Source organism: Candidatus Pelagibacter sp. HIMB109 (assembly GCF_052048155.1).
Lineage (GTDB): Bacteria > Pseudomonadota > Alphaproteobacteria > Pelagibacterales > Pelagibacteraceae > HIMB114.
This window is the reverse complement of the sequence record NZ_JBNAIK010000001.1, coordinates 250986-275500: the sequence shown is the minus strand read 5'-3', so window position 1 is coordinate 275500 and position 24515 is coordinate 250986. Positions and strand designations below refer to the sequence as shown.

The following is a 24515-nucleotide window of genomic DNA, read 5'->3' as shown; positions in this document are numbered from 1 at the left end:
TTTTGTATTACAAAAAAATTCAAAATTTTTTTAATCTGTAAGTTGAAATTTTAAAATCTAAAGTTGAATTTTTTTTTAAGTTTAAATGAATCTTAGACTTACTTCATCAAAGCAAGCTTTTTTGAAGTTCTAGAAATTTTTCTTGATGCAGTTTGTCTTCTTATAGAGCCTTTTTTAGATACTTTCATCAACTGTGACTGGAATTTATCAAAAAGCTTTTTGGCCTTAGCTTTATCTCCACTTTTGATTGCATTTTCTATCTCAGAAATTGCTGCTTTGTACTTACCGATCCTTATACGATTAACAGCTGTCTTTCTTTTAATGACTTTTGTTTTTTTTTTAGCTGATGATGTATTTGCCATTTTTTTTGATGGGCAGTTTATATAGCCTTTTTAATTGTGGTCAACACTATGTTTGGCACTTAATACAAAAAAAAGAAGACCTTCCAGAAGCGATTACACGCCTAATTTTTCCAGTGCACCCAGCTCTTTTACAAGTTTCACCCTCTCTGTCATAAACTTTAAAATTAGCTTGATAAGAACCAGTCTTCCCTTCAGAGTTGTGATAATTTTGGATAGTTGAACCACCAGCTTTTATTGCCATTTTCAATACTTTTTTAATGGCAATTATAATTTTTCTTGTTTCTATATCTTTTAGAAACTTTCCCGGTTTTTGAGGGCTCACACAACTTCTGAATAGAGCCTCATTTACATATATGTTGCCTAGGCCTGAAACTACAGATTGATTCATTAATAAATTTTTTACAGCAGAATTTGAGTTTCTAATTTTGTTTTTTAAATATTTAAAACTAAAATTTAAACTTAATGGCTCAGGTCCAAGTGAACTTATATGTTTTGTGCTTTCAATATTTGTTGATAAAATTTTCTTAATAAATCCAAATTTTCTAATATCGTTATAAATTAAATCAAAACCTTTGAATGAAAGTTTTAAATGATCATGTTTTTTAATTATTTCGTTTTTAGTGTAAAAACTAGTATCAATTTTATTTTTACCTTTTTTCACAAAATAAAACCGGCCTGTCATTCCAAGATGCACTAATAAAATATTTTTATCATTAAAATGAATCAGTAGATACTTTGATCTTCTAATTATTTTTTTTATAATTTTATTTTTTAAAGATAATAAATTTTGTTTATTTAATTTGTATCGAAGCTTAGGATTTAATATTGTGACATTTTTTACTTTTTTATGCAAAATCTGTTTGCTTAAGCTTATTTTTGTAATCTCAACTTCTGGAAGTTCTGGCATATAATTTTTTTTTTAATACAATCGTCTTTTAAAGAATTATGAAAAATATTCACCAATATAAAAATACTAGTTTAGTAAATAAAGTATTCGATGGCGCTTTTAAGAAGTACGATATGATGAATGATATCATGTCACTTGGTACCCATAGAATATGGAAGCAACAATTTGTAGATACGGTTATATTAGAAAATAACAACACAATAGTTGATATGGCATCAGGAACCGGTGATATTTCAAGATTACTGATCCAAAAAAACAAAAGCAAAGAAATAATAAGAATTGAGCCAAACTTTAATATGTTAAATCAAAATATTGATGAATTTAAAAGTTACAAAAATATCAAGCATCTTTGTAGTTATGCAGAAACAGTACCTCTAAAAAACAATTCTATTGATGCATATCTAATTAGCTTTGGTCTTAGAAATATATCGAAATTAGATATTGCTCTCAAAGAAGCTTTTAGAATTTTAAAAAAAGGTGGGGGTTTTTATTGTCTTGAATTTTATAAAGTTAATAAACCGATACTAAGAGAAATTTATAATTTTTACTCTAAATCAATACCTGCTCTAGGAAAAGTATTTAATCAAGATTCAAAGCCTTATGAATATCTCACTAAAAGTATTGAAGATTTTTATTCTCAAGAAGAAATATCAAAAAAATTAAGAGATGTCGGTTTTAGAAATATTAGCACCAGAGATATATTTGGTGGAATTGCTTCGATACATTATTCTTGGAAGCTAAATGATTAAAAAAATTTTAATTCTTCTGAAAATTGGTAGAGCTCTGGCTAAATCGTCAACCTTAGATTATTTTGGTGAATTGTATAAACCAAATTTTTTAATTCGATATTCAATAAAAATTTTCGGTTTTTCTTCTTTTAAAAAAAAAAGTTTAGACAGCAAAAGTGTTGGCCAAAGATTAGTGTCGGCATTAAAAGAATTGGGCCCAACGTTTATTAAGCTTGGTCAATTTCTCGGAACAAGACCTGACATTGTTGGCAAAGATCTAGCTAAAGAACTTCAAAGCTTACAAGATGACTTGCCACCCTTTGATATGGAAATAGCAAAAAAAAGTATAAGTAATGAAATTGGAGAAAAAAAGTACAAACAAATTGAAAATTTAAGCAAACCGATAGCTGCAGCTTCTATAGCGCAAGTTCATTTTGCAACAATTGAGGGTAAGCAATATGCGATTAAAGTATTAAGACCTGGTATTGAAAAGAAATTCAATGAAGAGTTGGAAGCGTTAATGTTATTTGCTTCAATAGTGGAAACAATTTTACCTAAAACAAAAAGACTTAAATTAATTGAAGTAGTTCATTTGCTTAAAGAAATTACTGCCATTGAGATGGATTTAAGATTTGAAGGATCAGCGGGCAGTGAATTAAAGAAAAATACAAAATCTGATCCAAAATTTAAAGTGCCTGACATTAATTGGGATTTTACATCAAAAAGAGTTTTAACTTCTGAAAAAGTAGAAGGTATTAGTATAAAAGAATTAGATAAAATTAATGAACTTAAAATTGATAAAAAAGAACTTGCAAAAAATATAATTCAAAATTTCCTAAGACAAGCTGTCGGGGATGGTTTTTTTCACGGCGACATGCATCAGGGAAATCTTTTTGTAGACTCAGATGGAAACATTATTCCGGTTGACTTTGGAATAATGGGTAGATTAGATAAAGATAATCGAAAATATTTAGCTGAAATTTTATATGGTTTCATTCAAAGAGATTATGAAAAGGTTGCTGACGTACATTTTATTGCAGGGCTAGTTCCTTTAGATCAGTCAAAAGATGCTTTTTCTCAAGCACTTAGATCCATCGGAGAGCCTATTTTTGGACAATCAATTAAAAATATTTCAGCGGGAAAATTATTAGCACAACTCTTTGAAATTACAGAACAATTCAACATGGCAACTCAGCCTCAACTTTTACTTTTGCAAAAAACTATGGTTGTGGTTGAAGGGGTAGCCAGAACACTTGATGAGGACGCAAATATCTGGGAAATATCAAAACCAGTTTTGGAAGGGTGGCTAAAAAAAGAAGTTGGGCCTGAAGCAAAGATAAATCAAGCTATCAAAACTACATCGCAAGTTATGGACAGACTACCAGAACTGCCAGGTATGATGGATAAAGCCTCAAAAGCATTGGAACTGCTTGCCGCTGGAACAGTGGCATCAAATAATGAGATGGCAAAAAAATTTGAATTTGAAAAATTAAAAATTAAAAATCAACAAAATAAAATAATTATATTTATCTTATTAGTGGTAATATCATTGTTAGTATTATTTAATTAAGCTCTAATGAAAAATAATAAAAAAATTTTATTAATTATTTCTGGTGGCATTGCTGCCTACAAAACTTTAGACTTAATTAGAAATTTACGCTCAAAGAACTATGAAATAAAAACAATATTAACAAAAACTGCAGAAGAATTTGTAACACCTTTGTCAATTTCATCATTGTCTAATAACAAAGTTTATCTTAACAAATTTGATCTTAATGAAGAAATTGAAATGGATCATATAGCTTTATCAAGATGGGCAGATTTAATTTTAGTAGCTCCTGCTACTGCCAATATCATTGAAAATATCTCTAATGGTTCGGCAAATGACTTTATTAATACTGTTATTCTTGCATCTAATAAAAAAATATTTTTAGCACCAGCGATGAATGTAAAAATGTGGGAAAAAGATGCTACTCAAATAAATGTCAAAAAATTGAAAAAAAGAAATTTTTCAATGATTGGTCCATCAGAGGGGCTTTTAGCTTGTGGTGAGTTCGGTGAAGGCAGAATGGCAAATGTTAATGAAATTGAATTTACAATCGATAATTTTTTTATAAAAAAAGATGTTAATTTATCAGCAGTAGTTACTGCCGGTCCAACAAGAGAATATATTGATCCTGTTAGATATATTTCAAATGAGTCTTCTGGCTTGCAAGGTTATTATATTGCTAAAAAAATGGTTGAGTGTGGAATTAAAACAAAGCTGATAATGGGCCCTTCTCAAATCAAAATTGAGGATAACATTAATACAGTAAAAGTTACAACCGCTCAGGAAATGCTTGAGGCGGTTAAAGAAAGTTTGCCTACAGATATTGCAGTATGTTCAGCGGCGGTTTCAGATTTTAGAACTGATAAATTTGAACAAAAAATTAAAAAAAATAATAAAGATTTAAATTTAAAACTATATCAAAATATGGACATACTAAGCTTTATAAGCAATCACAATAATTTACGACCAAAACTTGTCGTAGGTTTTGCAGCAGAAACAAATAATGTAATTGAATATGCTAAAAAAAAACTTGAACAAAAACATTGTGATTGGATAATTGCAAACGATGTTTCTGATAAAAATATTGGTTTTAATTCTAAAAATAATGAAATTTCGATAATTCATAAAAACCAAGAGATTGAAAAAATATCAAAAAGAGAAAAGTCTGAAATTGCAACATTATTAGTTCAAAAAATTTTAAAAGAATTTCCAATTAATGAAAATAAAAGCCTTAATTAAAAAACTTAATCCTAAAGTTAATATCCCTGAATACAAAACAACTGGCTCTTCAGGTTTAGATTTAGAAGCTTTTATTGAGCAAGATATTATAATTAGATCAAAAGAAACTGCATTAATTCCAACAGGAATTTCTGTAGCAATTCCTGAAAATTTAGAAATACAAATCCGACCAAGATCTGGGTTGGCATTTAAGAATAAAATTACAGTATTAAATACACCTGGAACTATTGATGCAGACTATAGAGGAGAAATTAAAATAATTTTAATAAACTTGGGTGACAAAGATTTTATAATTAAAAATGGTGATAGAATCGCGCAAATGGTTCTTTGTCCAATTGTGAAAGCAGAATTTCAAGTGAAAGATAATTTGCCAGAATCTATCAGAGGCGAAGGTGGTTTTGGCTCTACTGGTAAAAATTAATGTCACTAACAATTGATGAAATTGAAAGATACAAAGGTCAGATCAACTTAAAAAAAATAAATATTCAAGGACAATTAAAGTTAAAAAAAGAAAAAATCTTAATTATAGGAGCTGGTGGCATAGGTTCACCATGTGCACTTTTCTTGGCTCGGTCTGGTATTACAAATTTTGGAATTGTAGATTTTGATAAAGTCGCAAAAAGTAATTTACATCGACAGGTCTTATTCGATCAAAAAGATATAGGAAAACATAAAGCTGAAATTACCAAAAAAAAAATTCAGCTCATTAATAAAAAAATAAATATAAAAATATTTAAAAAAAAGATTAATGCTAAAAATATTAAATCAATAATAAAAAATTATAATTATATAATTGATGGTACAGATAATTTTCTTTCTAAATTAGTTATAAATGATGAATGTATTAAAAATAAAAAAAAATTATTTATTGGATCAGTAAGTAAATTTGATGCCCATATTTTTTTCTTTGATTTTTCAAAAAAGAGTGCTTGCTTAAAATGTTTTATGCCTAAGGCTCCAAATATTTCACCAAGTTGTCAAGATGAAGGTATACTTGGCACAGTAACAGGATCGACAGGGGCAATCATTTCAAATGAATTGATAAAAAATATTACAGGAATCAAGTCAAACCTGAAAAATCATGTTTTAGTTATAAACTTTGAAACACTTAATTTTAGGATGGTAAAAATTAAAAAAAGTCAAAAATGTAAAAATCATGGATAAAATTTTATTAATAATTTTTGCTATTTTTTTTTTATATCATTCATCTTCAGCCGAAATTAGAAGTTTAAAAAATAATAAAGTAAATGTTAGGCTTGGACCTTCCAAAACTTATCCAGTAAAATTTATTTATAAAAATAAATATTTGCCAGTTTTGATTATTGATGAACATTATAATTGGAGAAAAATTAAAGATTATGAAAATGACTTAGGATGGATACATATTTCTCAATTATCTAGAACAAGATCAACAGTAACTACAAAAAATAATCAGGTTATATTTTCATCTCCTACAATTTTTTCAAAGCCAAAAGCAAAGCTTGAAATATATCAAGTTTTAATAATTAGTGAGTGTACCAAAAATTGGTGTAAAGTTAAAAATTCAAAAATTAATGGATGGATTAAAAAAAATCATCTCTGGGGTATACAAAAAGATGAAATTATTAAAAAATAACAACGCGTTTTTTGTTTAAATAAATACTTCCATCAAGTATAAACATCTTCTTCATGACAAAAAAAAACTCCTTCACTTACGATGAGCTTATCTCTTGTGCTGATGGAGATATGTTTGGACTTGGTAATGCTAGATTACCTTCGCCTCCTATGCTGATGTTTGATCGAATAACAAAAATTACTGAAAATGGTGGACAGTTCAACAAAGGTTATATCGAAGCAGAACTAGATATAAAAAAAGATCTTTGGTTTTTTGACTGTCATTTTAAAACTGATCCAGTTATGCCTGGTTGTCTAGGATTAGATGCTCTTTGGCAACTTGTTGGTTTTTTTCTAGGATGGATTGGCAATCCTGGTAAAGGCAGAGCATTAGGTGTTGGGGAAGTTAAGTTTGTAGGTGAAGTTTTACAATCAAACAAGTTAGCTAAGTATAAAATCGATATGAAAAAAATTATCAGAAAAGGAGAGACGTCAGTAGGTTTAGGTGATGGTGTACTTTTAATTGATGATAAACAAATATATAGTACTAAAAATTTAAAAGTAGGTTTATTTAAAAGTAATTTATGAGAAGAGTAGTTATTACTGGATTTGGTATAGTTTCATCAATTGGAAACAATAATGAAGAGGTTTTAGACTCCTTATTAAATACTAAATCAGGCATAGTTTTTTCAGAAGAATACAAAGAATATGGTTTTAGAAGCCAAGTCTGTGGGTCTATAAAACTTAATTTAGATGAAGCTTTAGAGAGAAAAGAAAAAAGATTTATGGGCGATGGTTCAGCCTATGCCTATATTGCCATGAAAGAGGCTGTTAAAAATTCTGGCCTTGAAGAAAAAGATATCAGTAATATTAAAACTGGAATTGTAATAGGTTCTGGTGGTCCATCAATTAAAAATGTAATTCATGCGGTAGATACTACGAGAAAATCTTCGCCAAAAAAAATGGGACCTTTGATTGTACCAAGAACTATGTCTAGTACATGCTCTGCTACACTAGCAGTTCCATTCAAAATAAAAGGTATAAATTATTCTATAAGTTCGGCTTGTGCTACTAGCGCTCACTGTATTGGAAATGGAATGGAGTTAATTCAATCTGGAAAACAAGATATTATCTTTGCAGGTGGTGGTGAAGAATTAGAGTGGGGAATGTCAGCAATGTTTGATGCCATGCCTGCACTATCATCGAAAAGAAATGACACACCTCAAAAAGCATCTAGAGCTTACGATGCAGACCGTGATGGATTTGTAATTGCAGGTGGTGCAGCTGTTTTAGTTCTTGAAGAAATGGAGAGAGCAAAATCAAGAGGAGCAAAAATTTATGCTGAAATTACTGGCTATGGTGCTACATCAGACGGTTATGATATGGTTCAGCCTTCTGGAGAAGGGGCTGTGAGATGTATGAAAATGGCTTTATCAACGAAAAGAAATAAGAAAGTTGATTACATTAATACCCATGGAACATCTACACCAATTGGAGATGTAAAAGAGCTAGAGGCTATAAAAGAAACTTTTGGAAATGACGTTCCTTCTATGAGTTCTACAAAATCTATAACTGGTCACTCATTAGGTGCCGTATCAGCTCAAGAAGCTGTATTTTGCCTTCTCATGATGGAGCATGGATTCATGGCTGAGTCAGCTAATATTGAAAATTTAGATGAGAAAGCAAAAGATCTACCAATATTAAGAAAAGTAGAAAAAAAAGATTTAAATTGCGTCATGTCAAATAGTTTTGGTTTTGGAGGAACAAACTCAACACTGATTTTTGAGAAGGTTTAAAATGCTTTTAAAAGGTAAAAAAGGATTAATCATGGGTGTTGCTAATGACAGGTCAATAGCTTGGGGTATATCAAAAAAACTATCAGAACATGGCGCCGAATTAGCTTTTACTTATGTGGGTGATGCTTTAAAAAAAAGAGTAATTCCATTAGCCGAATCTTTGGGTTCTAAGTTTACATTAGACTGTAATGTTGAAAATAAAGAGCAAATTGTAAATACTTTTCAGGAAATTAAAGATAAATGGGGTGAATTAGATTTTGTTGTTCATGCAGTAGCTTTTTCAGATAAATCTGAATTATCAGGAGAATATTTAAATACTACAAGAGATAATTTTTTAAGAAGTATGCTCATCTCATGTTTTTCGTTTACAGAAGTTGCAAAAGAAGCAGCGCCATTGATGAAGCAAGGTGGAAGTATGATTACTTTAACTTACGAGTCTACTAAGACAATTCCTAACTATAATGTAATGGGAGTTTGCAAGTCTGCCCTTGAAACAAGTACAAAATATTTAGCAAGAGATCTTGGTAAAAATGGTATTAGGGTTAACGCGATAAGCGCAGGACCGATCAAAACTCTTGCAGCATCGGCAATCGGAGATGCTAAATTTTTATACAAGTGGAATGAAGACCATTCTTTCTTGAAACGAAATGTTGATATTCATGATGTTGGAAACTCAGCATTATATCTTCTAAGTGACCTTGCAGGTGGTGTTACCGGTGAAATTCACTATGTGGACGCTGGTTATAATAAAGTTGGAATGCCAGATCCTAAAAATATGTCTTAAGAACCTAAAGCCTCTTTAATAGATAGCTTTACTTTTCCCCTGTCAAATCCAATAACTTTAACTTTAACTTCATCGCCTTCTTTGACTACATCTGAGACTTTTTCTACTCTTTTTTCAGCTAACTGAGAAATATGCACCAATCCATCTTGTTTTCCTAAAAAGTTTACAAATGCACCGAAATCCATAATCTTAACTACTTTTCCAGAGTAAATTTTTCCAACCTCAGGCTTTTCTACTAGTGAATTTATCATTTGAATTGCTTTATCTCTAGTTTCTTGATCTGCAGCTGAAACTGTTACTTCTCCACTATCATTAATATCAACTTTTGCGCCAGATACTTCAACAATCTCTCTGATGTTTGCTCCACCTTTTCCAATCACAGTTGCGATATCTTTTTTATCAACTTGAATTTTTTCCATTCTAGGAGTGTATTGCGATAATTCTTTATTAGACTCTTTGATAGCTTTTGCCATTTCATTTAAAATATCTAATCTTCCTTTTTTAGCTTGCTCTAAAGCTTTCTCCATAATTTCAAAAGTAATACCGTTAATTTTAATATCCATTTGAAGAGAGGTGATTCCATCTGCAGACCCTGCAACTTTGAAATCCATATCGCCAAGATGATCTTCATCACCTAAAATGTCGCTTAATACTGAAAATTCGTCACTCTCTTTAATTAAACCCATTGCAATACCAGCAATTGGTTTTGCTATCGGAACACCCGCATGCATTAAAGCCATTGATGAACCACAAACAGTCGCCATTGAAGAAGAACCGTTAGACTCAGTAATATCTGATACAATTCTGATCGTATATGGAAAATCTTCATGCTTAGGAAGTGCTGCATTTATTGCTCTCCAGGCAAGTTTACCATGACCAATTTCCCTTCTTCCAGTTCCACCGACTCTTCCAACCTCTCCTACAGAAAATGGAGGGAAGTTATAGTGAAGCATAAATCTAGATTTTTGCATCCCTTCTAGACTTTCAAACCTTTGTTCATCGTCAGATGTTCCAAGTGTAGCAGCAACAATTGCCTGTGTCTCACCTCTTGTAAACAAAGATGATCCATGAGCTCTTGGAATAATTCCTACTTCACATAAAATATCTCTAACTTCATCTAATTTTCTGCCATCTATTCTAGATTTCTCTTTTAAAATTTTTGTTCTAACAATATCTTTTTCTAAAGACTTTAATTGGTCTTTAATTTGAACTTTTGTGTATGTTTCATCACCTTCGAATAATTGTTCTACTTTTTCATTAGCTTCGCTAATCATAGAAGAGCGTTGCTTTTTATCTTTTTCAGAAAAAGCTTTGACTAAATGATCTCTAACCTCTGAAGAAATTTTTGATTTTAATTCTGAAAAATCTTTACTTTCAATTTCCCATTTAGGTTTGCTTGCTTCTTTAGCTAATTCTTCAATCAAATTAATAACTGGTAAGAAATTTTCATGGCCAAATTTCACAGCATCTAACATCTGAGCCTCTGTTAAACCTGAAGCTTCTGACTCAACCATTAAAACTGCTTCTTTGGTACCAGCAACAACTAATTCTAGGTTAGAACTTTTAATACTTTCTTTTGAAGGGTTTAAAATAAACTTACCATCAATCAAACCCACTTTGGAAGCAGCAACTGGACCTTGAAAAGGCAAGCCAGAAATACTTAGTGCTGCAGAACTTGCAATCACTGCTAAAATATCTGGATCACATTCTTTGTCATATGATAGTACGGTTGTTAAAACTTGCGTCTCATTTCTAAACTGATCCGGGAATAATGGTCTAATTGGTCTATCAATTAACCTTGAAATTAATGTTTCGCTTTCAGTTGGTCTTGCTTCTCTTTTAAAATAACCACCAGGAATTTTTCCAGCAGCATAAAACTTTTCTTGATAGTTTACAGTTAAAGGAAAAAAATCTGTATCCGGATTTGCTTTCTTCGAAGCAACTGCAGTTGAAATGATTACAGTATCACCCCATCTTAATATAACTGCACCATCTGCTTGTCGTGCAATTTTACCAGTTTCTATTGATAAATTTTTTCCCGCCCAATTAATTTCTTTTTTGACAATGTTAAACATGAATTAGCTCCAACTATTTTCTTAGTCCAAGCTGCTCAATAACTTTTTTATATAAGGTTGGTTCTTTTTTATTTAAGTAATCTAAAAGTTTTTTTCTTCTAATAATTAATTTACTTAACCCAGTATTTGAGTGCTTGTCTTTTTTGTTATTTTTAAAATGTTCAGTTAAATATTTAATTCTCTCAGTTAAAATACCAATTTGAACTTCAGAAGATCCCACATCTTTGTCAGATTTTTGAAGCATCTTAATTACTTTGCTTTTATCTAAGTCTTTTTTACTCATTAATATTTAAAATCCTTTTTGGATAAAAAACTCCATTTTTCATAGAACCCAAAGCCACAACGTTTTGATGATAATCTGCTAGAATTTCTTTATGCTCTTTAGAACCAACTTCTTCCAACATGCTTACTTTCATTCCGTTTTTAATAAGCTTTAATTTTTTATCGTTAATTTCAATTGTGGGTATATGATATAAAACAGACTTAATATCAAGCATGTATTTAAAAAAATCATTAATATTTTCGTTATTTATCAGTGTTTTTAGAGCATAAGAGTTTTTTTTTCTAAAAATTCCATCTCTTAATCTTACAATTTTAGAGCAATAACAAAAAGTTTTTAGCTCCATTGCTATATCTTTGGCTAAGCTCCTAACGTAAGTTCCACTCTCACAACTGACTACAAATAAAGATTTTTTATTATTAAAGTCATGGTTTAAAATTTTTAATCCATAAATTTCTTTTTTTACTTTTTTAAGTTCAAATTTAACTCCTTCTCTAGCAAGCTGGTATGCTCTTTTTCCATCAATTTTTTTTGCAGAAAATTCAGGCGGGCTTTGATTAATTATACCAATAAACTTTTTAATTGCTTTTTTAATATGTTCATATGACGGTGTAATTTTAGATATATTAATTACTTCACCTTCAGAATCTAAAGTATTGGTTTGCTTGCCCCAATTCACTTCAAAAAAATAAGTTTTTTTAGACTTATTAATTAAAGGAATTGTTTTAGTTGCTTCATTTATTGCTATTGGCAAAACACCTTCTGCCATAGGATCAAGAGTTCCAATATGACCAATCTTTTTTAATTTAAATTTTTTTTTTAGTAAGTTTAAACAATATGATGAGGTAAAACCTGTGGGCTTATATAAATTTATCCAACCGTGAACCATTAGTCTTTGTCTTTTAACAATAAATTTTCTATTTTTTCTGCATAATCAAATGACTCATCAATAACAAAATTTAGATTAGGCATAAATTTAGCTGTCCATTCTTTTGATGCAGATTTTTTTATTTCTAAGGAATATTCATTTAATGTTTTTAAAAATTTATCTATATCTCTTCCTGCCAGTGGCATGAAGAAAACCTTTGCATGCTTAAGGTCAGGAGATACTCTGACCTCAGTAATAGTTACTAATTTGGTATCAATTTCTGGTAATATAATATTTTGCTGAATAAATGACCTGGCTAAAATTTTTTTTAGATTTTCACCTGCCTTAAGTTGTCTTTGGGTGAATGGCTGATTATTATTTTTCATTATTACTCTCTATCAACTGTAACAATCTGAAAAATTTCTATGATATCTCCTTTTTTATAATCTATAAAATCTTTTATTGTTAGACCACATTCCAGTCCCGACTTTACTTCTTTTGCCTCATTTTTTTCTCTAAATAAACTTCCAATTTTTCCAGTATAAACCACAGTTCCATCTCTAGTTAATCTTGCATCAGAATTATTTCTTACTTCACCCTGCGTAACTTTAACTCCTGCTACTTTGCCTGCTTTTGAAACATTAAAAACTTCCAATACTTCGCATTGTCCAATACTTTCCTCTTTTGTCTCAGGTTCCAAAGTCCCTTTTATCGATTTTTCAACAAAGTCTATTGCCTCATAAATAATATTAAAATAGCTGATGTCCATCTTGTAACTATTAGCCAATTCTTTAGCTTCTTTATTAGGTCTAACATTAAAGCCTAAAATTTTAGCATTTGATGCCTTGGCTAAAGTTACATCCGTTTCTGTAACAGGGCCTACTGCAGATAAAATTATTTTTGGTTTAATTTTCTCGATTTCAATTTTTAATAATGCTGCGTTTATAGCCTCAAGTGAACCGTGTACATCGGCTTTTACTACAATATTTAACGTTTCAGCTTTATCTGCATTTCCAAAAATATCATCATTGTCAGTAGTTGATTTTAAAGTTTTTTGTTTTGCTCCATTTTGTCTAAATTCCAGTATTTCTGAAATCTTATTTTCATCATTCAAAACTATAAAATCATCCCCCGCGCTTGTAACACTTTCAAAACCTATAACTTCTACAGGTGTAGAGGGTTCGGCTTGAGAAATTTGTTTGTTATTATAATCAAACATTGCTCTTACTTTACCTTTTGCTGCTCCACTCACAAAAGTATCGCCTCTTTTTAAAGTTCCACTAGTTACAAGAACTGTCGAAACAGGTCCTTTGCCTTTATCTAGCCTAGACTCAATAACAACACCTTTGGCAAAGCTATCCTTTTTAGTTTTTAAGTCTAATAATTCAGACTGTAATAAAATATTTTCTTTTAACTTATCTAAATTTGTTTTTTTTATTGCTGATATTTCAGTGCACAAAACATCACCACCCATTTCTTCAACAATAAGTTCGTGTTCTAAAAGTTGATTTTTAACTTTATTAGGGTCAACACCTGGCAAATCACATTTGTTTACAGCTACTAAAATTGGAACACCTGCTGCCTTCGAGTGCTGTATTGCTTCAATTGTTTGAGGTTTAATTCCATCATTTGCTGCAACAACAAGTATAACTATATCTGTAATTTTTGATCCTCTGGCTCTCATTTCAGTGAATGCTGCATGTCCAGGCGTATCAATAAAAGTTATTAATTGCTTATCATTAACTTTTACTTGATAAGCACCAATATGCTGAGTGATACCGCCATGCTCTGTTGACACTACGTTTGCTTGCCTTAAAGCATCTAACAATGAGGTTTTTCCATGATCAACATGGCCCATAACTGTTACAACAGGCGGCCTTGGATCACTGCCTTTATCTTCTTTTTCTTCTTCAACTATTTTTTTAATTTGATCTTCAGTAACATCTCCTCTAATTGCATTGTGTCCAAATTCACCAACAATAAATTCTGCAGTATCAGCATCAATACTATGATTAACTGTAACTTTTACATTTTTTTCTAATAAATATTTTATAATTGCACTTGATTTTTCAGCCATTCGATTTGCAAGTTCTTGAATAGTAATAACAGAAGGAATATTCACATCTCTTGCGATTTTCTGGATTTCCTCCTGATCGTCATCTTTTTTAAACTGCTTTTCTCTGGCTCTTTTAACCGATGCATGGCTTCTTTGACGCTCTATTTCATCGGCATCTGTTAAAGCCCTTCCTAGTGTAAGTTTGTAATCTCTTCTTTTTCCCTCAACTTTTTTTTCACTCTTTTTTTTGCCCTTATGCAACTCTTCTTGTATCTTTTTTTTAGCCCACTCTTTGGCATTTTTTTTCTTTTCATCAGATGGAGGTGTTATTTTTGGAGCAAAAGGTTTTGAAAATGGCTTCTTTTCAAAAGTTTGTTTTTTGTCTTGTGATCTAAAATTAGGGTTTTTTCTCTCTACTACAACTTTACCTTGAGTTTTGGTGCTATTATCGTTGAACTTTCGAGGTGTACCCTTGAAATTTTTTAAGGTCAGTTTTTTTTTCTTTTCTTTGCTCATATTTACCCTCGAAACTCATTGTTAAAAATTAAAAACTTTTTTTCTTGCACGCATAATTAAATCTTCAGCATCTTTTCTTGGAATATTAAATTCTTCTAATACTCCATCAAATTTTTCTCTTTTACCTTTGATTTCATCATATCCACCCACAATTTCATCCGTAGATAACTCTGCAAAATCTTTTAAAGTTTTGATATTTTCCTCACCTAACGTCAAAAGCATGCCCAAAGTTAAACCTTTATGATTTGCTAAATCTTCTTCAATTCCAAGCTCTTGCACTTTGCTTGCAATCTCTTTTTCTTCTTCTTCTAAAAACTCTTTAGCCCTATCTTGTAGTTCCTTGGCTGTTTCTTCATCAAAACCATCAATTTTTAAAAAGTCATCAACATTTGCATTATTAATATCTTTGATAGTGTTAAAACCTTCAGAGACTAAAAGTTGAGCCATGGTTGTATCAATTTCTAAAGCTTTAATAAGTTTTGAAGAATTTTCTTTAAATTCACTTTGTCTTTTTTCTGACTCTTCTTTATCTGTTAAAATATCAATTTCATAATCTAATAATTTAGAAGCTAACCTAACGTTCTGACCTCTTCTTCCAATCGCTTTACTTAAATTGTTTTCATCAATAACAACTTCTGCTCTTCTATTCTCTTGATCTAAAACAACTTTCATCACTTCAGCTGGCGCTAAAGCACTAACAACTAATGAGCCAACATCTTCTGTCCAATTAATAATATCAATCTTTTCACCTTGAAGTTCATTAACAATAGTTTGTACACGACTTCCTCGCATACCCACACAAGCTCCAACTGGGTCAATAGAACTATCTTTTGATTGTACACAAATTTTTGCACGACTACCTGGGTCCCTCGCTACGGATTTAATCGAAATTGTGCCTTCATAAATTTCTGGAACTTCTTGCTGGAAAAGCTTTGCTAAAAACTGAGGATGAGCTCTAGATAAGAAAATTTGTGGACCCTTATTTTCTCTTCTTACATCATAACAATAAGCTTTTACTCTATCACCATTTTTTAAATTTTCTCTTGGAATTAATTCCTCACGTCTAATAATCGCCTCTGATTTTTGCAAGTCTACAATAATATTTCCAAACTCTGATCTTTTTACGATACCACTTAAAATTTCTCCAACTTTATCTTTAAACTCATTAAACTGTCTATCTCTCTCAGCATCTCTAATCTGAACTGAAATAACTTGTTTAGCTGTTTGTGCTGCAATTCTTCCAAAATCAATCGGTGGAAGCTCTTCCTTTATCTCTCCTCCAATTTCGGCAGAAGGATCTTTTTGCTTTGCTTCATCCAAACTAATTTCTGAGTGACTTTCTAAAACTTTTTCAACAACTTTTAATTTTCGACCAAGTTCAATAATGCCCGTTTCCCTATCGATGCTGACATAAATATCATTTTCTGATCCGTAGCGTGTTCTCGCTGCCTTCTCAATTGCAGTTTCCATTGATGATAAAACTAGATCTTTATCTATCGATTTTTCGGCTGCAACTGCATCCGCTATTCTTATTAATTCTGTGCTATCAATTCTATTATTAAGCATTTTTTAATTATGTAAAAAAAAATGGGCATAAGCCCATTTTTTAAATTAACAATTTACAAGGTAAATAAACGAAAATTTAAATTTTATCAATCTTTAAAAAATTTATATTATTCTTCAATTTTAAAGCTCTTGCATGATATCTTGTGATTATAGTGGGTGTTTTTTTGTAGCTTTTTACAGATATTTTAAGCTCCTTTTTCAATGATTTAGACTTATTCTTAACGTCATTAAAATAATTGTAATTATCAGAACCGAAATAAATTGTCCCTTTAGAATTACAATGAGAGATAAGTAATTTTAAAAATTGATAGTTAACTAGTCTTCTTTTATGGTGTCTTTTTTTTGGCCATGGGTCTGGAAAAAAAATATAACATTGATCAAAACAGTAGTTTTTGAATTTTTTTTCGAATTTTTGAAAAACAAATGGAAATAAAAATACGTTTTTGATTTTATTTTTTGAACAATAATATGCCGTATTAGCTAAACCATTTTTAAATGGCTCAATTCCTATTACCAAGTTTTTTTTATATTTTTTTGATAAAAAAAATAAATTTTCCCCAACCCCAGAACCTATTTCAATAATAATCTTTTTTCTTTTATTAAAAAAAGATTTTGTAATTTTTTGTTTATTAATGAATTTTTTTAAAATTTTTTTTTTTCTTGAGAAAGTGTTCTTGATTGCAAACGACCGAAAAAAAGTCTCTCTTTAATCATTAAATATTTTTAAACAAATCAACAATATCAGTTTTTTCCCAAGTAAATGTTCCATCAGCACCTGGCTGCCTTCCAAAATGACCATAAGCTGCTGTTGGTTTGTAAATAGGATTATTTAAATTTAATTTTTCTCTTATTCCTCTTGGACTTAAGTTAATTTCTTTTCTAATTACACTTTCTACTTTTTCAGATAGTTTTTGATCGCCATTAAATAGATCAATATAAATTGATAGTGGTTGCGAAACTCCTATTGCATAAGATAATTGAATTACGCATTTATCACTGACTCCTGCTGCAACAATATTTTTAGCTAAATATCTTGAAATATAAGCTGCAGATCTATCAACCTTTGTTGGATCTTTTCCTGAAAAAGCACCGCCGCCATGTAAAGCTGCTCCTCCGTATGTATCAACTATGATTTTTCTACCTGTTAATCCTGTATCACCATCAGGTCCTCCGATTACAAATCTGCCAGTTGGGTTTACATAAAATTGCTCTTCCGGACAATCCCAACCTTCTGGCAAAACTTTTTTTACGTAAGGTCTTACTATTTCTTTTACATCATTCTGATCTAACTTTTCATCATGTTGAGTTGAAATTACTACTGAAGAAACACCTGTTGGTTTTCCATTTTTATAAACAACAGATATTTGGCTTTTTGAATCTGGTCCTAATCCTTTTTCTTTCCCTGACTTACGTACATGCGCTAACTCTTCTAAAATTTTATGAGAATATAAGATTGGAGCTGGCATTAATTCCTTTGTTTCATTGCAAGCATAACCAAACATAATTCCTTGGTCACCAGCACCTTCATCTTTTTCATTTCCAGATGAATCTACTCCTTGAGCAATGTCAGTTGATTGAGCATGTAAATAATTAAAAAATTCTAATTTTTCGTGATGGAAGCCCTCTTGTTCATAACCAATTTCTTTTATTGTATTCCTCACTGCTTTTTCAATTTCTTCAGAACTAATTTCTGGGCCTCTAATTTCACCCGACAAAACAACTTTATTGGTCGTTGTTAAAGTCTCACAAGCAACTCTGCTTTCATTAAATTTGGATAAATACAGGTCCACTATAGTGTCTGAAACTTTATCACAAACTTTGTCTGGATGACCTTCTGAAACTGATTCTGATGTAAAGATGAAATCTTTCATAATTTGAACTAGCAATTATAAACAATCTTTAACGTTGTCAAATCTAAATTGTAATCTTAAAGAATTTTAAATATTCTGATTTTTTTTATCTTTCTAGGGTCAGCTTCAATAATCTCAAATTGATAAGTATTATCCACCTTGATTACCTCACCAGCATAAGGAACTCTGTTAATCTTGGAAAATATATACCCCCCCAGAGTATCAACATTTTCTTCAACAATACTCAAGTTTGACTCATGGTTAAAATCGTCTAACGTCATATCTGCTTTTGCTTCAAAAGTATTAGAGTCTATTTTTTTAAAATTAAAATCATCATCTTTATCGTGTTCATCTTCAATTTCTCCTACAATTTCCTCTATAACATCTTCAATCGTAATTAATCCATCAGTTCCACCATGCTCATCTATAACTAAAGCCATATGAAGTTTGGTAGCTTGCATTTTTAATAATAAATTCATAACAGGCATTGTTGGAGGAACAAATAAGACCTCTCTCATAATTTTTTTTATATTAAAATCATTATGATTTGATCCTGAGAATTTAATTATATCCTTTATGTGTATCATACCCAACACATCATCAAGGTCTTTTCTAAATACAGGCATTCTTGAATGCGATTCTTTATCAATTGTATCTATAATATTTTGAAAAGAAGAGTCTTGTGAAATCGCAATAATTGAAGCTCTTGGTATCATTACATCATCTGCTTTTAATTTATTGATACTTAAAATATTTGATAAAATTGATTTTTCTTTAGAACTTAAGTCTATATTTTGACTTTCCTCGTTTGATTTTTCATCAATAACATCTTTAATACTATCTCTTAAACTCTGATTATTACCTAAAAAATTTATTTTTTTAATAAGTTTAGAAATTATATTTAAATTTTCTTTTTTACTCATGCTAATTTTAATATTTTGTTTTGTATCTTTTCCATTTTTAAAAAATTTTTCTCATTATCATGATCATAACCAATCAAATGAAGAAAGCCATGAACAAGCATTTTTTTTAAATATTCTTCAAATTCAATTCCTTGTTTTTTTATATAGTTGAAGGATAAAGCTAAATCACCCAAGTATATATTTTTTTGTTTTAATTTTTTTTTAAAAAAACTAGGTTTTTCACTAGGAAAAGAGAGAATATCGGTATCTTTTTTTTTATTTCTATACTTGTAATTTAATGAGGTCATTTTTTTTGTATTCGTCAATAAAACAGAAATTTCAATATTTTTAGATAAAAATTTTTTCTCACTCATGATGCTTTTCTTTAAAATATTTTTTATTTTTTTCTCAACATTAGTCGAATCTTTAAGCCAGATTTTTGAATCGCAAGATATATGAATTTTATGCATTATTGATTTTTTTTATAAGCATCAATAATTTTTGATACAAGAGGGTGTCTTTGAACATCTGAAGTGTCAAATCTGGTAATTTTTATCTCATCTATATCATCTAAAATGTTGATAGACTTTAATAACCCTGAGGATTTTGATCCAGGCAAATCAATTTGACTAGGGTCACCATTAACAACCATAGTAGTATTTTTTCCAAGTCTAGTTAAAAACATTTTTATTTGAGTGTCGGTAGCATTTTGTGCTTCATCTAAAATCACAAAAGAATCCTTTAGGGTTCTTCCTCTCATAAATGCTAATGGAGCAATTTCAACAGTTCCATCTTCAATTTTTTTTTGCATTTTCTCATAGCCTACTAGCTCATAAAGAGAATCGTACAGCGGTATGAGATATGGGTCAATTTTTTCTTTCAAATCACCTGGTAAGAAACCAAGATTCTCACCTGCCTCAACAGCAGGCCTAGATAAAATAATTTTTTTGACTTCACCGCTCATTAATTTACTCACAGCAACAGCTACGGCTAAATAAGTTTTACCGGTACCAGCTGGTCCGAGAGAAAAAATTATGCTATTTTTTGCTAAATTATTAATATAAGTTTTTTGCTTTTCAGTTCTTGCAAAAATATTTTTTCTTGGCGTTTTTATAACAACATCGTTAGCTAACACATCATTATTTGATGACGACTCAAAGTGATATAAAGATTTTACATCTTCTTCTTCAAGTTCTTTGCTTAATGACTTTTGTAACATTTGATTAATTGTATTTATAACTAATTTGCTTTTAGAGTTATCACCCTTAATTGTAATTAAATTTCCCCTTAAATTAATTACTGTTCCAGATAATGTTTCTAAAACTTTTAAAAACGAGTCTTGAACACCAACAATTCTATTTAAAGCCTTATTGTCGTTTACATATAAGCTAGTTGATAAACTATCGTTTTCTATGATTTGAAAAAGGTTTGCTGTCAATTAATTTACGCTATTCTGCCAAATAAATTATTTCTATTAGCATTTTCTATAAAAATTTTCTTTATTTCGCCAGCTTTAATTACAGTATTTTTAATAAATACTGGCGTCATATATTGATTGCGACCAAAAAATTGTTCTTCATTTTGTGTTTTGTTCTCAAACAAAACACTATTCTCATGATTAATCATAGAGTGATTGAACTCAATTTGCTGTTTGAACAAAAGACCTTGTAGTTCTTCTAATCTTTTTTGTGATATATTATTGTCTACTTCACTTAAATTTGTGGCTGGTGTACCTGGCCTTTGACTATAAATAAATGAATAAGATAGTGAAAACTTTACTTCTTTAACTAAATTTATTGTATCAAGATGATCTTCATTAGTTTCTCCTGGAAATCCAACTATAAAATCACTTGAAAACTGAATATCTGATTTTTCTTTTCTAAATTTTTCTATAAGGTTTAAATAATCTGAACGGGTATGATTTCTATTCATTAGTTTCAAAATTTTATCAGAACCTGATTGAACCGGTAAATGCAGTTGTGGCATCAATTTAGGCTCTTCTCCAAATAAAGATATTAATTCTTGATCAAAATCATTTGGATGTGAAGTCGTAAATCTTATTCTTTTTACATTATTAATTTTTGCTATTTTTTTTATTAATTTTGCCAAAGAGATATCATTATTTTTATATGCACTAACATTTTGGCCAAGAAGAACAATTTCTTTAGTACCGTTATCTGTTAACAACAAAATTTCGTCTAATATTTTATTATGATCTCTGGAAAATTCTGGACCACGTGTGTATGGCACAACACAAAATTTGCAAAATTTATCACAACCTTCTTGTATAGTCACAAAACTTGATATTTTCGATTTAGTATTTTTTAAATTTTTTAAAACATCAAATTTTCCATCTACATCCAGTTCGGTTTCAACAGATCTTTGTCTGTTGCTTTGGAAGCTTTTAATTAAAGAGGGTAATTTGTGGTAAGCCTGAGGTCCTACAACAATATCAACATAATCACTTTTTTCAAAAACCATAGATGACTCGGCTTGTGCTACACATCCAGCAAGAACAAAAATTGGTTTTTTCTTATTTTTATAAATTTTTTTTATTTTGCCAATGTCTGAATAAACTTTTTGAGTTGCTTTTTCTCTAATATGGCAAGTGTTGAAAATAAAACAGTCAGCTTCGTCAATCTTATCTATTTTTTGATATGCAATACTGTTCATTAAATCAGAAATTTTATTTGAATCGTATTCATTCATCTGACACCCAAACGTTTTAATATAGAATTTTTTTTGATTCATTTTTTTTTACAATAAAGCTCTAAACGATGATCAATGAGCTCGTAGCCCAACCTCTTGGCAATTTTTTTTTTTAAAGTTTCAATCTCATCATCTACAAATTCAATAATTTCACCTGAATTAACATCTATTAGATGATCGTGATGATTTTCTGTTGCAACTTCATATCTTGCTTTACCAGCTTTAAAATCATGTTTTTCAATAATTCCGTTTTCTTCAAGTAACTTTACCGTTCTGTAAACAGTAGCAACACTAATTTTTTTATCTATTTTTACAGCCCTATTAAATATTTCATCAACATCAGGATGAAACTTTGTGTCTGAAATAGTCTCTTCTAATAATCTTACGATAACTTTTCTTTGATCTGTTAACCTTAAGCCTCGGTCCTGGCAAATTTTTTCCAAACTTATCGCAAATGGAGATGTTTTAATCATTTGTGAATTATATTTTAACTAGAATGAAATTGGTACAATTTTCTTAGCAAATCTATTCTTCAATAATAAAGACTTTATGTCTTTAATATTTAATTCCAAATTTGACTTATAATTGTTAAATTTTGCTAAATCTTCTTTTTTTATTTTATTAATATTTTTATTTTTTACATTTAATAATATATTTTGATTTTTAAGAGAAATTAAAGCTTTGGTCTTTTTATGTTTTTTTGCATTTAATAAATCAAAATTGTTAAAAGCTAATAACTTGCAACCAAATACTAGAGAAATTATTTTTGACAAAACAATAGAATTTCTTATTGAAATTATTTGACCAGGTCCGACATTTACATAAATTACGAAAGAACTATCTAGCTTTAGTTTTTTTTTTTTTAAAAAATCAAAAAATACTAATGGTAATTTTTCTGTTTTATGCAAATTTTTAATTTTTTTAGTAAAAGTTTTGTTATCTGAAATTAGAAAAAAAGATCCATTGCCTAAAGTAAAATTAATTATTAACGATTTATTTTTAACCATTTAGCTTACGCTAAATTTAATTTTTTTGTTGGAAGAAGAATGGATTTATCAAAATCTGTAAGGCTATTTTGCTCAATAATCTTTTGTAAATAAAAAACATATTTATCTTTAATTTCAGAGTATTTATCTAGATGCTTCGATAGCTCAAGACCAGAAATTTCTAAATTATCATTTCTCATTTTTGATCTTTCTTGTCTTAGTCCTTCGTATGATTTGTGAGTATTTAGATTTTTTTTATAAGCTTTAACCGAAGCTCTAATAATATCAAATTTTGTTACTTTAAATGACTGATCTTCATCTCTATCCAAAGGAATAATTCCTGCGTTTTTCTTCCAAGTTCTTTGACCGAATAAGGAATTACCTTCCAGCGCAAACCTTGATGTGCCCCAACCACTTTCATATGCTGCTTGAGCTATTGCGAGTGACGGTGGAATGATATCAGCTCTTTCCAACAGTAAATTAAAGTCACCACTCTTAACTTTGTAGTATTTAAATTTTTCTTCTAACCAGTTTTTGTCGGTTTTAGAAATTTTTGAAGATTTTGATAAAAATAATATTTTTTTTCTCTCTGCTAAAATATCTTCATTTTCAGATAATACTAAAGGCAAAACAATTTGTATAAATATCTTTTTTCGATTTTGAATATTTTCTAATTCATTTATACCTCGCGGAAGCTGAGTGAAAAATACAGGCTTAACAGGTTTCCCATCCCTTATCTCTTTTAAATCATATTTTAGTTCATTGAATAAAGCTAAGACACTTCTTGCATGAGGCGTATTGAAACCTCTGGTGTCTCTTTCTTCAAAAAACTTATTTTCAACATCTTCTTTTGGTTCTTCAATCTTAACTGAGGCTAGTTCTTTTTGAGCATAAGTCGACTTTACTAAGGCAGTATTTTTTTGAATAACTCCAGGCAATAATACCAGTGCAAAAACACAGGCAACCATCAGTCCTGCTCTCATTAAATTGAAATATGACTCTCTTTGTGTTTGTTCTTTTGATAATCTTGGAGTTTCGTCTTTTGGAATGGCTATACCATTCCTTAATAAAATTAATTCAATTTGTTTAGCTGTAAGCTTACGTCCTTTCTCCTCATAAAAAAGATACTCTTCTACCTCATACTTTTTAGCTGTAAGTATTAAATGATTTAGATAATTATATTTTTTTTTACTCATTAATATTAAATGCTTCAACTGAAGTTACTTCAGGAACATAGTGCTTGATCATTCTTTCCACTCCATGTTTTAATGTTACAGTTGAGCTCGGACAACCCGCACAAGCTCCTTTTAACATCACCTCAGCAACCCCATCTTTAAATGATTTTAATCTAATATCACCGCCATCCATAGCAACAGCGGGTCTAATTTTTTCATTTAAAACTTCTTCAATTCTTTTTGAAATATCATCTGTAAATTGACTTTCCTCTTCAAAAGATAGAGCATTAAAATTTTCAGAAATCCTTTTATTTAACGTTTCTAGAATATCTTGAACAATATCGTCCCATGATGAGTCTTTATTTTTTTTAATAGAAATAAAATTTTTATCTAAATAGACTAATTCTAATTCTTTAATTAAAAATAAATCATTTACCAAATCAATTTTTGACTGATCACTTTTTTTGAATTCTTTTGAACCAATTTTTACAATCGTCTGATCAAAAACAAATTTTTTAGTATCTGGATTGGGTGTGTCGACTACATTTATCATCGGCTTTAAGTATTATTTTTG

27 protein-coding genes are annotated in these 24515 nt (G+C 29.9%); 9 read left to right on the top strand and 18 right to left on the bottom strand.

The genetic code is table 11. From position 1 onward, the window contains the following. Positions 1–98: 98 nt before the first annotated feature. Positions 99–362, bottom strand: a complete 264-nt coding sequence (rpsT, locus tag ACTTAQ_RS01655) for a 30S ribosomal protein S20 (protein WP_440694980.1) — start codon at positions 360–362, stop codon at positions 99–101. 46 nt (positions 363–408) lie between these two features. After that, positions 409–1269, bottom strand: coding sequence for a bifunctional DNA-formamidopyrimidine glycosylase/DNA-(apurinic or apyrimidinic site) lyase (mutM, locus tag ACTTAQ_RS01650; protein ID WP_440694978.1), 861 nt, complete (start codon positions 1267–1269; stop codon positions 409–411). Positions 1270–1307: 38 nt separating this feature from the next. Between mutM and ACTTAQ_RS01645 the strand changes: the two genes are divergently transcribed. Genes ACTTAQ_RS01645 through ACTTAQ_RS01605 form a run of 9 tightly spaced genes read left to right on the top strand, consistent with a single transcriptional unit; the run spans position 1308 to position 8958 of the window. After that, entirely contained in the window at positions 1308–2018 is a 711-nt protein-coding gene (locus ACTTAQ_RS01645) for a ubiquinone/menaquinone biosynthesis methyltransferase (protein WP_440694976.1), read from the top strand. Further along, the gene (ubiB, locus tag ACTTAQ_RS01640) at positions 2011–3567 is read left to right on the top strand and encodes a 2-polyprenylphenol 6-hydroxylase (protein WP_440694974.1); all 1557 of its coding nucleotides are present in this window, start codon (positions 2011–2013) and stop codon (positions 3565–3567) included. The genes ACTTAQ_RS01645 and ubiB overlap by 8 nt, the downstream gene beginning before the upstream one ends. A 6-nt stretch (positions 3568–3573) precedes the next feature. Beyond that, a complete protein-coding gene (coaBC, locus tag ACTTAQ_RS01635) occupies positions 3574–4785 on the top strand; it encodes a bifunctional phosphopantothenoylcysteine decarboxylase/phosphopantothenate--cysteine ligase CoaBC (RefSeq protein ID WP_440694972.1) in 1212 nt (403 codons plus the stop codon). After that, positions 4763–5206, top strand: a complete 444-nt coding sequence (dut, locus tag ACTTAQ_RS01630; RefSeq protein ID WP_440694970.1) for a dUTP diphosphatase — start codon at positions 4763–4765, stop codon at positions 5204–5206. Before coaBC ends, dut begins: the two co-directional genes overlap by 23 nt. Beyond that, on the top strand, positions 5206–5949 hold the full coding sequence (locus ACTTAQ_RS01625; RefSeq protein WP_440694968.1) for a HesA/MoeB/ThiF family protein: 744 nt from the start codon (positions 5206–5208) through the stop codon (positions 5947–5949). The genes dut and ACTTAQ_RS01625 overlap by 1 nt, the downstream gene beginning before the upstream one ends. After that, positions 5942–6400: an SH3 domain-containing protein gene (locus ACTTAQ_RS01620; protein WP_440694966.1), complete on the top strand. Its 459-nt coding sequence runs from the start codon at positions 5942–5944 to the stop codon at positions 6398–6400. Before ACTTAQ_RS01625 ends, ACTTAQ_RS01620 begins: the two co-directional genes overlap by 8 nt. 53 nt (positions 6401–6453) lie before the next feature. Then, a complete protein-coding gene (gene fabA, locus ACTTAQ_RS01615; RefSeq protein WP_440694964.1) occupies positions 6454–6966 on the top strand; it encodes a bifunctional 3-hydroxydecanoyl-ACP dehydratase/trans-2-decenoyl-ACP isomerase in 513 nt (170 codons plus the stop codon). Continuing rightward, entirely contained in the window at positions 6963–8174 is a 1212-nt protein-coding gene (gene fabB, locus ACTTAQ_RS01610) for a beta-ketoacyl-ACP synthase I (protein ID WP_440694962.1), read from the top strand. Before fabA ends, fabB begins: the two co-directional genes overlap by 4 nt. A 1-nt stretch (position 8175) precedes the next feature. After that, entirely contained in the window at positions 8176–8958 is a 783-nt protein-coding gene (locus ACTTAQ_RS01605; protein ID WP_440679844.1) for an enoyl-ACP reductase FabI, read from the top strand. Here the strand turns inward: ACTTAQ_RS01605 and pnp are convergent. The 16 genes from pnp to ACTTAQ_RS01525 all read right to left on the bottom strand — a co-directional run bounded on the left by pnp (position 8955) and on the right by ACTTAQ_RS01525 (position 24494). Then, on the bottom strand, positions 8955–11033 hold the full coding sequence (gene pnp, locus ACTTAQ_RS01600) for a polyribonucleotide nucleotidyltransferase (protein WP_440694960.1): 2079 nt from the start codon (positions 11031–11033) through the stop codon (positions 8955–8957). The genes ACTTAQ_RS01605 and pnp overlap by 4 nt on opposite strands. A 13-nt stretch (positions 11034–11046) precedes the next feature. After that, positions 11047–11316, bottom strand: a complete 270-nt coding sequence (rpsO, locus tag ACTTAQ_RS01595) for a 30S ribosomal protein S15 (protein ID WP_009373039.1) — start codon at positions 11314–11316, stop codon at positions 11047–11049. Next, the gene (gene truB, locus ACTTAQ_RS01590; RefSeq protein WP_440694958.1) at positions 11309–12202 is read right to left on the bottom strand and encodes a tRNA pseudouridine(55) synthase TruB; all 894 of its coding nucleotides are present in this window, start codon (positions 12200–12202) and stop codon (positions 11309–11311) included. The genes rpsO and truB overlap by 8 nt, the downstream gene beginning before the upstream one ends. Beyond that, complete coding sequence (gene rbfA, locus ACTTAQ_RS01585) at positions 12202–12567, bottom strand: 30S ribosome-binding factor RbfA (RefSeq protein WP_009373041.1); 366 nt, start codon at positions 12565–12567, stop codon at positions 12202–12204. The genes truB and rbfA overlap by 1 nt, the downstream gene beginning before the upstream one ends. 2 nt (positions 12568–12569) lie before the next feature. Then, complete coding sequence (gene infB / locus ACTTAQ_RS01580) at positions 12570–14753, bottom strand: translation initiation factor IF-2 (RefSeq protein WP_440694957.1); 2184 nt, start codon at positions 14751–14753, stop codon at positions 12570–12572. Between the two features lie 21 nt (positions 14754–14774). After that, positions 14775–16319: a transcription termination factor NusA gene (gene nusA, locus ACTTAQ_RS01575; protein ID WP_440694955.1), complete on the bottom strand. Its 1545-nt coding sequence runs from the start codon at positions 16317–16319 to the stop codon at positions 14775–14777. A gap of 76 nt (positions 16320–16395) precedes the next feature. Further along, positions 16396–16899 carry a tRNA (guanine(46)-N(7))-methyltransferase TrmB gene (gene trmB, locus ACTTAQ_RS01570; protein WP_440694989.1) on the bottom strand — a complete coding sequence of 168 codons (504 nt, stop codon included), beginning with the start codon at positions 16897–16899 and terminating at the stop codon, positions 16396–16398. Positions 16900–17032: 133 nt separating this feature from the next. Continuing rightward, positions 17033–18190 carry a methionine adenosyltransferase gene (gene metK / locus ACTTAQ_RS01565; RefSeq protein ID WP_440694953.1) on the bottom strand — a complete coding sequence of 386 codons (1158 nt, stop codon included), beginning with the start codon at positions 18188–18190 and terminating at the stop codon, positions 17033–17035. 56 nt (positions 18191–18246) lie between these two features. Further along, complete coding sequence (locus ACTTAQ_RS01560; RefSeq protein ID WP_440694951.1) at positions 18247–19092, bottom strand: hemolysin family protein; 846 nt, start codon at positions 19090–19092, stop codon at positions 18247–18249. Beyond that, positions 19089–19541, bottom strand: a complete 453-nt coding sequence (ybeY, locus tag ACTTAQ_RS01555; protein WP_440694949.1) for an rRNA maturation RNase YbeY — start codon at positions 19539–19541, stop codon at positions 19089–19091. The genes ACTTAQ_RS01560 and ybeY overlap by 4 nt, the downstream gene beginning before the upstream one ends. Further along, positions 19541–20509 carry a PhoH family protein gene (locus ACTTAQ_RS01550; RefSeq protein WP_440694947.1) on the bottom strand — a complete coding sequence of 323 codons (969 nt, stop codon included), beginning with the start codon at positions 20507–20509 and terminating at the stop codon, positions 19541–19543. The genes ybeY and ACTTAQ_RS01550 overlap by 1 nt, the downstream gene beginning before the upstream one ends. A 5-nt stretch (positions 20510–20514) precedes the next feature. Next, complete coding sequence (gene miaB / locus ACTTAQ_RS01545) at positions 20515–21822, bottom strand: tRNA (N6-isopentenyl adenosine(37)-C2)-methylthiotransferase MiaB (RefSeq protein WP_440694945.1); 1308 nt, start codon at positions 21820–21822, stop codon at positions 20515–20517. Further along, positions 21819–22253, bottom strand: coding sequence for a Fur family transcriptional regulator (locus ACTTAQ_RS01540; protein WP_009373050.1), 435 nt, complete (start codon positions 22251–22253; stop codon positions 21819–21821). The genes miaB and ACTTAQ_RS01540 overlap by 4 nt, the downstream gene beginning before the upstream one ends. 18 nt (positions 22254–22271) lie before the next feature. Beyond that, a complete protein-coding gene (locus ACTTAQ_RS01535; protein WP_440694943.1) occupies positions 22272–22787 on the bottom strand; it encodes a hypothetical protein in 516 nt (171 codons plus the stop codon). Between the two features lie 5 nt (positions 22788–22792). After that, the gene (locus ACTTAQ_RS01530) at positions 22793–23962 is read right to left on the bottom strand and encodes a glucosaminidase domain-containing protein (protein ID WP_440694941.1); all 1170 of its coding nucleotides are present in this window, start codon (positions 23960–23962) and stop codon (positions 22793–22795) included. Next, positions 23955–24494, bottom strand: a complete 540-nt coding sequence (locus ACTTAQ_RS01525; RefSeq protein ID WP_440694939.1) for a NifU family protein — start codon at positions 24492–24494, stop codon at positions 23955–23957. Before ACTTAQ_RS01525 ends, ACTTAQ_RS01530 begins: the two co-directional genes overlap by 8 nt. Positions 24495–24515: the final 21 nt, after the last annotated feature.

What these genes read in the sequence shown, in the direction of transcription:
- rpsT (WP_440694980.1), bottom strand. Translation starts at nt 362, where the DNA reads ATGGCAAATACATCATCAGCTAAAAAAAAAACAAAAGTCATTAAAAGA.
- mutM (WP_440694978.1), bottom strand. Translation starts at nt 1,269, where the DNA reads ATGCCAGAACTTCCAGAAGTTGAGATTACAAAAATAAGCTTAAGCAAA.
- ACTTAQ_RS01645 (WP_440694976.1), top strand. Translation starts at nt 1,308, where the DNA reads ATGAAAAATATTCACCAATATAAAAATACTAGTTTAGTAAATAAAGTA.
- ubiB (WP_440694974.1), top strand. Translation starts at nt 2,011, where the DNA reads ATGATTAAAAAAATTTTAATTCTTCTGAAAATTGGTAGAGCTCTGGCT.
- coaBC (WP_440694972.1), top strand. Translation starts at nt 3,574, where the DNA reads ATGAAAAATAATAAAAAAATTTTATTAATTATTTCTGGTGGCATTGCT.
- dut (WP_440694970.1), top strand. Translation starts at nt 4,763, where the DNA reads ATGAAAATAAAAGCCTTAATTAAAAAACTTAATCCTAAAGTTAATATC.
- ACTTAQ_RS01625 (WP_440694968.1), top strand. Translation starts at nt 5,206, where the DNA reads ATGTCACTAACAATTGATGAAATTGAAAGATACAAAGGTCAGATCAAC.
- ACTTAQ_RS01620 (WP_440694966.1), top strand. Translation starts at nt 5,942, where the DNA reads ATGGATAAAATTTTATTAATAATTTTTGCTATTTTTTTTTTATATCAT.
- fabA (WP_440694964.1), top strand. Translation starts at nt 6,454, where the DNA reads ATGACAAAAAAAAACTCCTTCACTTACGATGAGCTTATCTCTTGTGCT.
- fabB (WP_440694962.1), top strand. Translation starts at nt 6,963, where the DNA reads ATGAGAAGAGTAGTTATTACTGGATTTGGTATAGTTTCATCAATTGGA.
- ACTTAQ_RS01605 (WP_440679844.1), top strand. Translation starts at nt 8,176, where the DNA reads ATGCTTTTAAAAGGTAAAAAAGGATTAATCATGGGTGTTGCTAATGAC.
- pnp (WP_440694960.1), bottom strand. Translation starts at nt 11,033, where the DNA reads ATGTTTAACATTGTCAAAAAAGAAATTAATTGGGCGGGAAAAAATTTA.
- rpsO (WP_009373039.1), bottom strand. Translation starts at nt 11,316, where the DNA reads ATGAGTAAAAAAGACTTAGATAAAAGCAAAGTAATTAAGATGCTTCAA.
- truB (WP_440694958.1), bottom strand. Translation starts at nt 12,202, where the DNA reads ATGGTTCACGGTTGGATAAATTTATATAAGCCCACAGGTTTTACCTCA.
- rbfA (WP_009373041.1), bottom strand. Translation starts at nt 12,567, where the DNA reads ATGAAAAATAATAATCAGCCATTCACCCAAAGACAACTTAAGGCAGGT.
- infB (WP_440694957.1), bottom strand. Translation starts at nt 14,753, where the DNA reads ATGAGCAAAGAAAAGAAAAAAAAACTGACCTTAAAAAATTTCAAGGGT.
- nusA (WP_440694955.1), bottom strand. Translation starts at nt 16,319, where the DNA reads ATGCTTAATAATAGAATTGATAGCACAGAATTAATAAGAATAGCGGAT.
- metK (WP_440694953.1), bottom strand. Translation starts at nt 18,190, where the DNA reads ATGAAAGATTTCATCTTTACATCAGAATCAGTTTCAGAAGGTCATCCA.
- ACTTAQ_RS01560 (WP_440694951.1), bottom strand. Translation starts at nt 19,092, where the DNA reads ATGAGTAAAAAAGAAAATTTAAATATAATTTCTAAACTTATTAAAAAA.
- ybeY (WP_440694949.1), bottom strand. Translation starts at nt 19,541, where the DNA reads ATGCATAAAATTCATATATCTTGCGATTCAAAAATCTGGCTTAAAGAT.
- miaB (WP_440694945.1), bottom strand. Translation starts at nt 21,822, where the DNA reads ATGAATCAAAAAAAATTCTATATTAAAACGTTTGGGTGTCAGATGAAT.
- ACTTAQ_RS01540 (WP_009373050.1), bottom strand. Translation starts at nt 22,253, where the DNA reads ATGATTAAAACATCTCCATTTGCGATAAGTTTGGAAAAAATTTGCCAG.
- ACTTAQ_RS01535 (WP_440694943.1), bottom strand. Translation starts at nt 22,787, where the DNA reads ATGGTTAAAAATAAATCGTTAATAATTAATTTTACTTTAGGCAATGGA.
- ACTTAQ_RS01530 (WP_440694941.1), bottom strand. Translation starts at nt 23,962, where the DNA reads ATGAGTAAAAAAAAATATAATTATCTAAATCATTTAATACTTACAGCT.
- ACTTAQ_RS01525 (WP_440694939.1), bottom strand. Translation starts at nt 24,494, where the DNA reads ATGATAAATGTAGTCGACACACCCAATCCAGATACTAAAAAATTTGTT.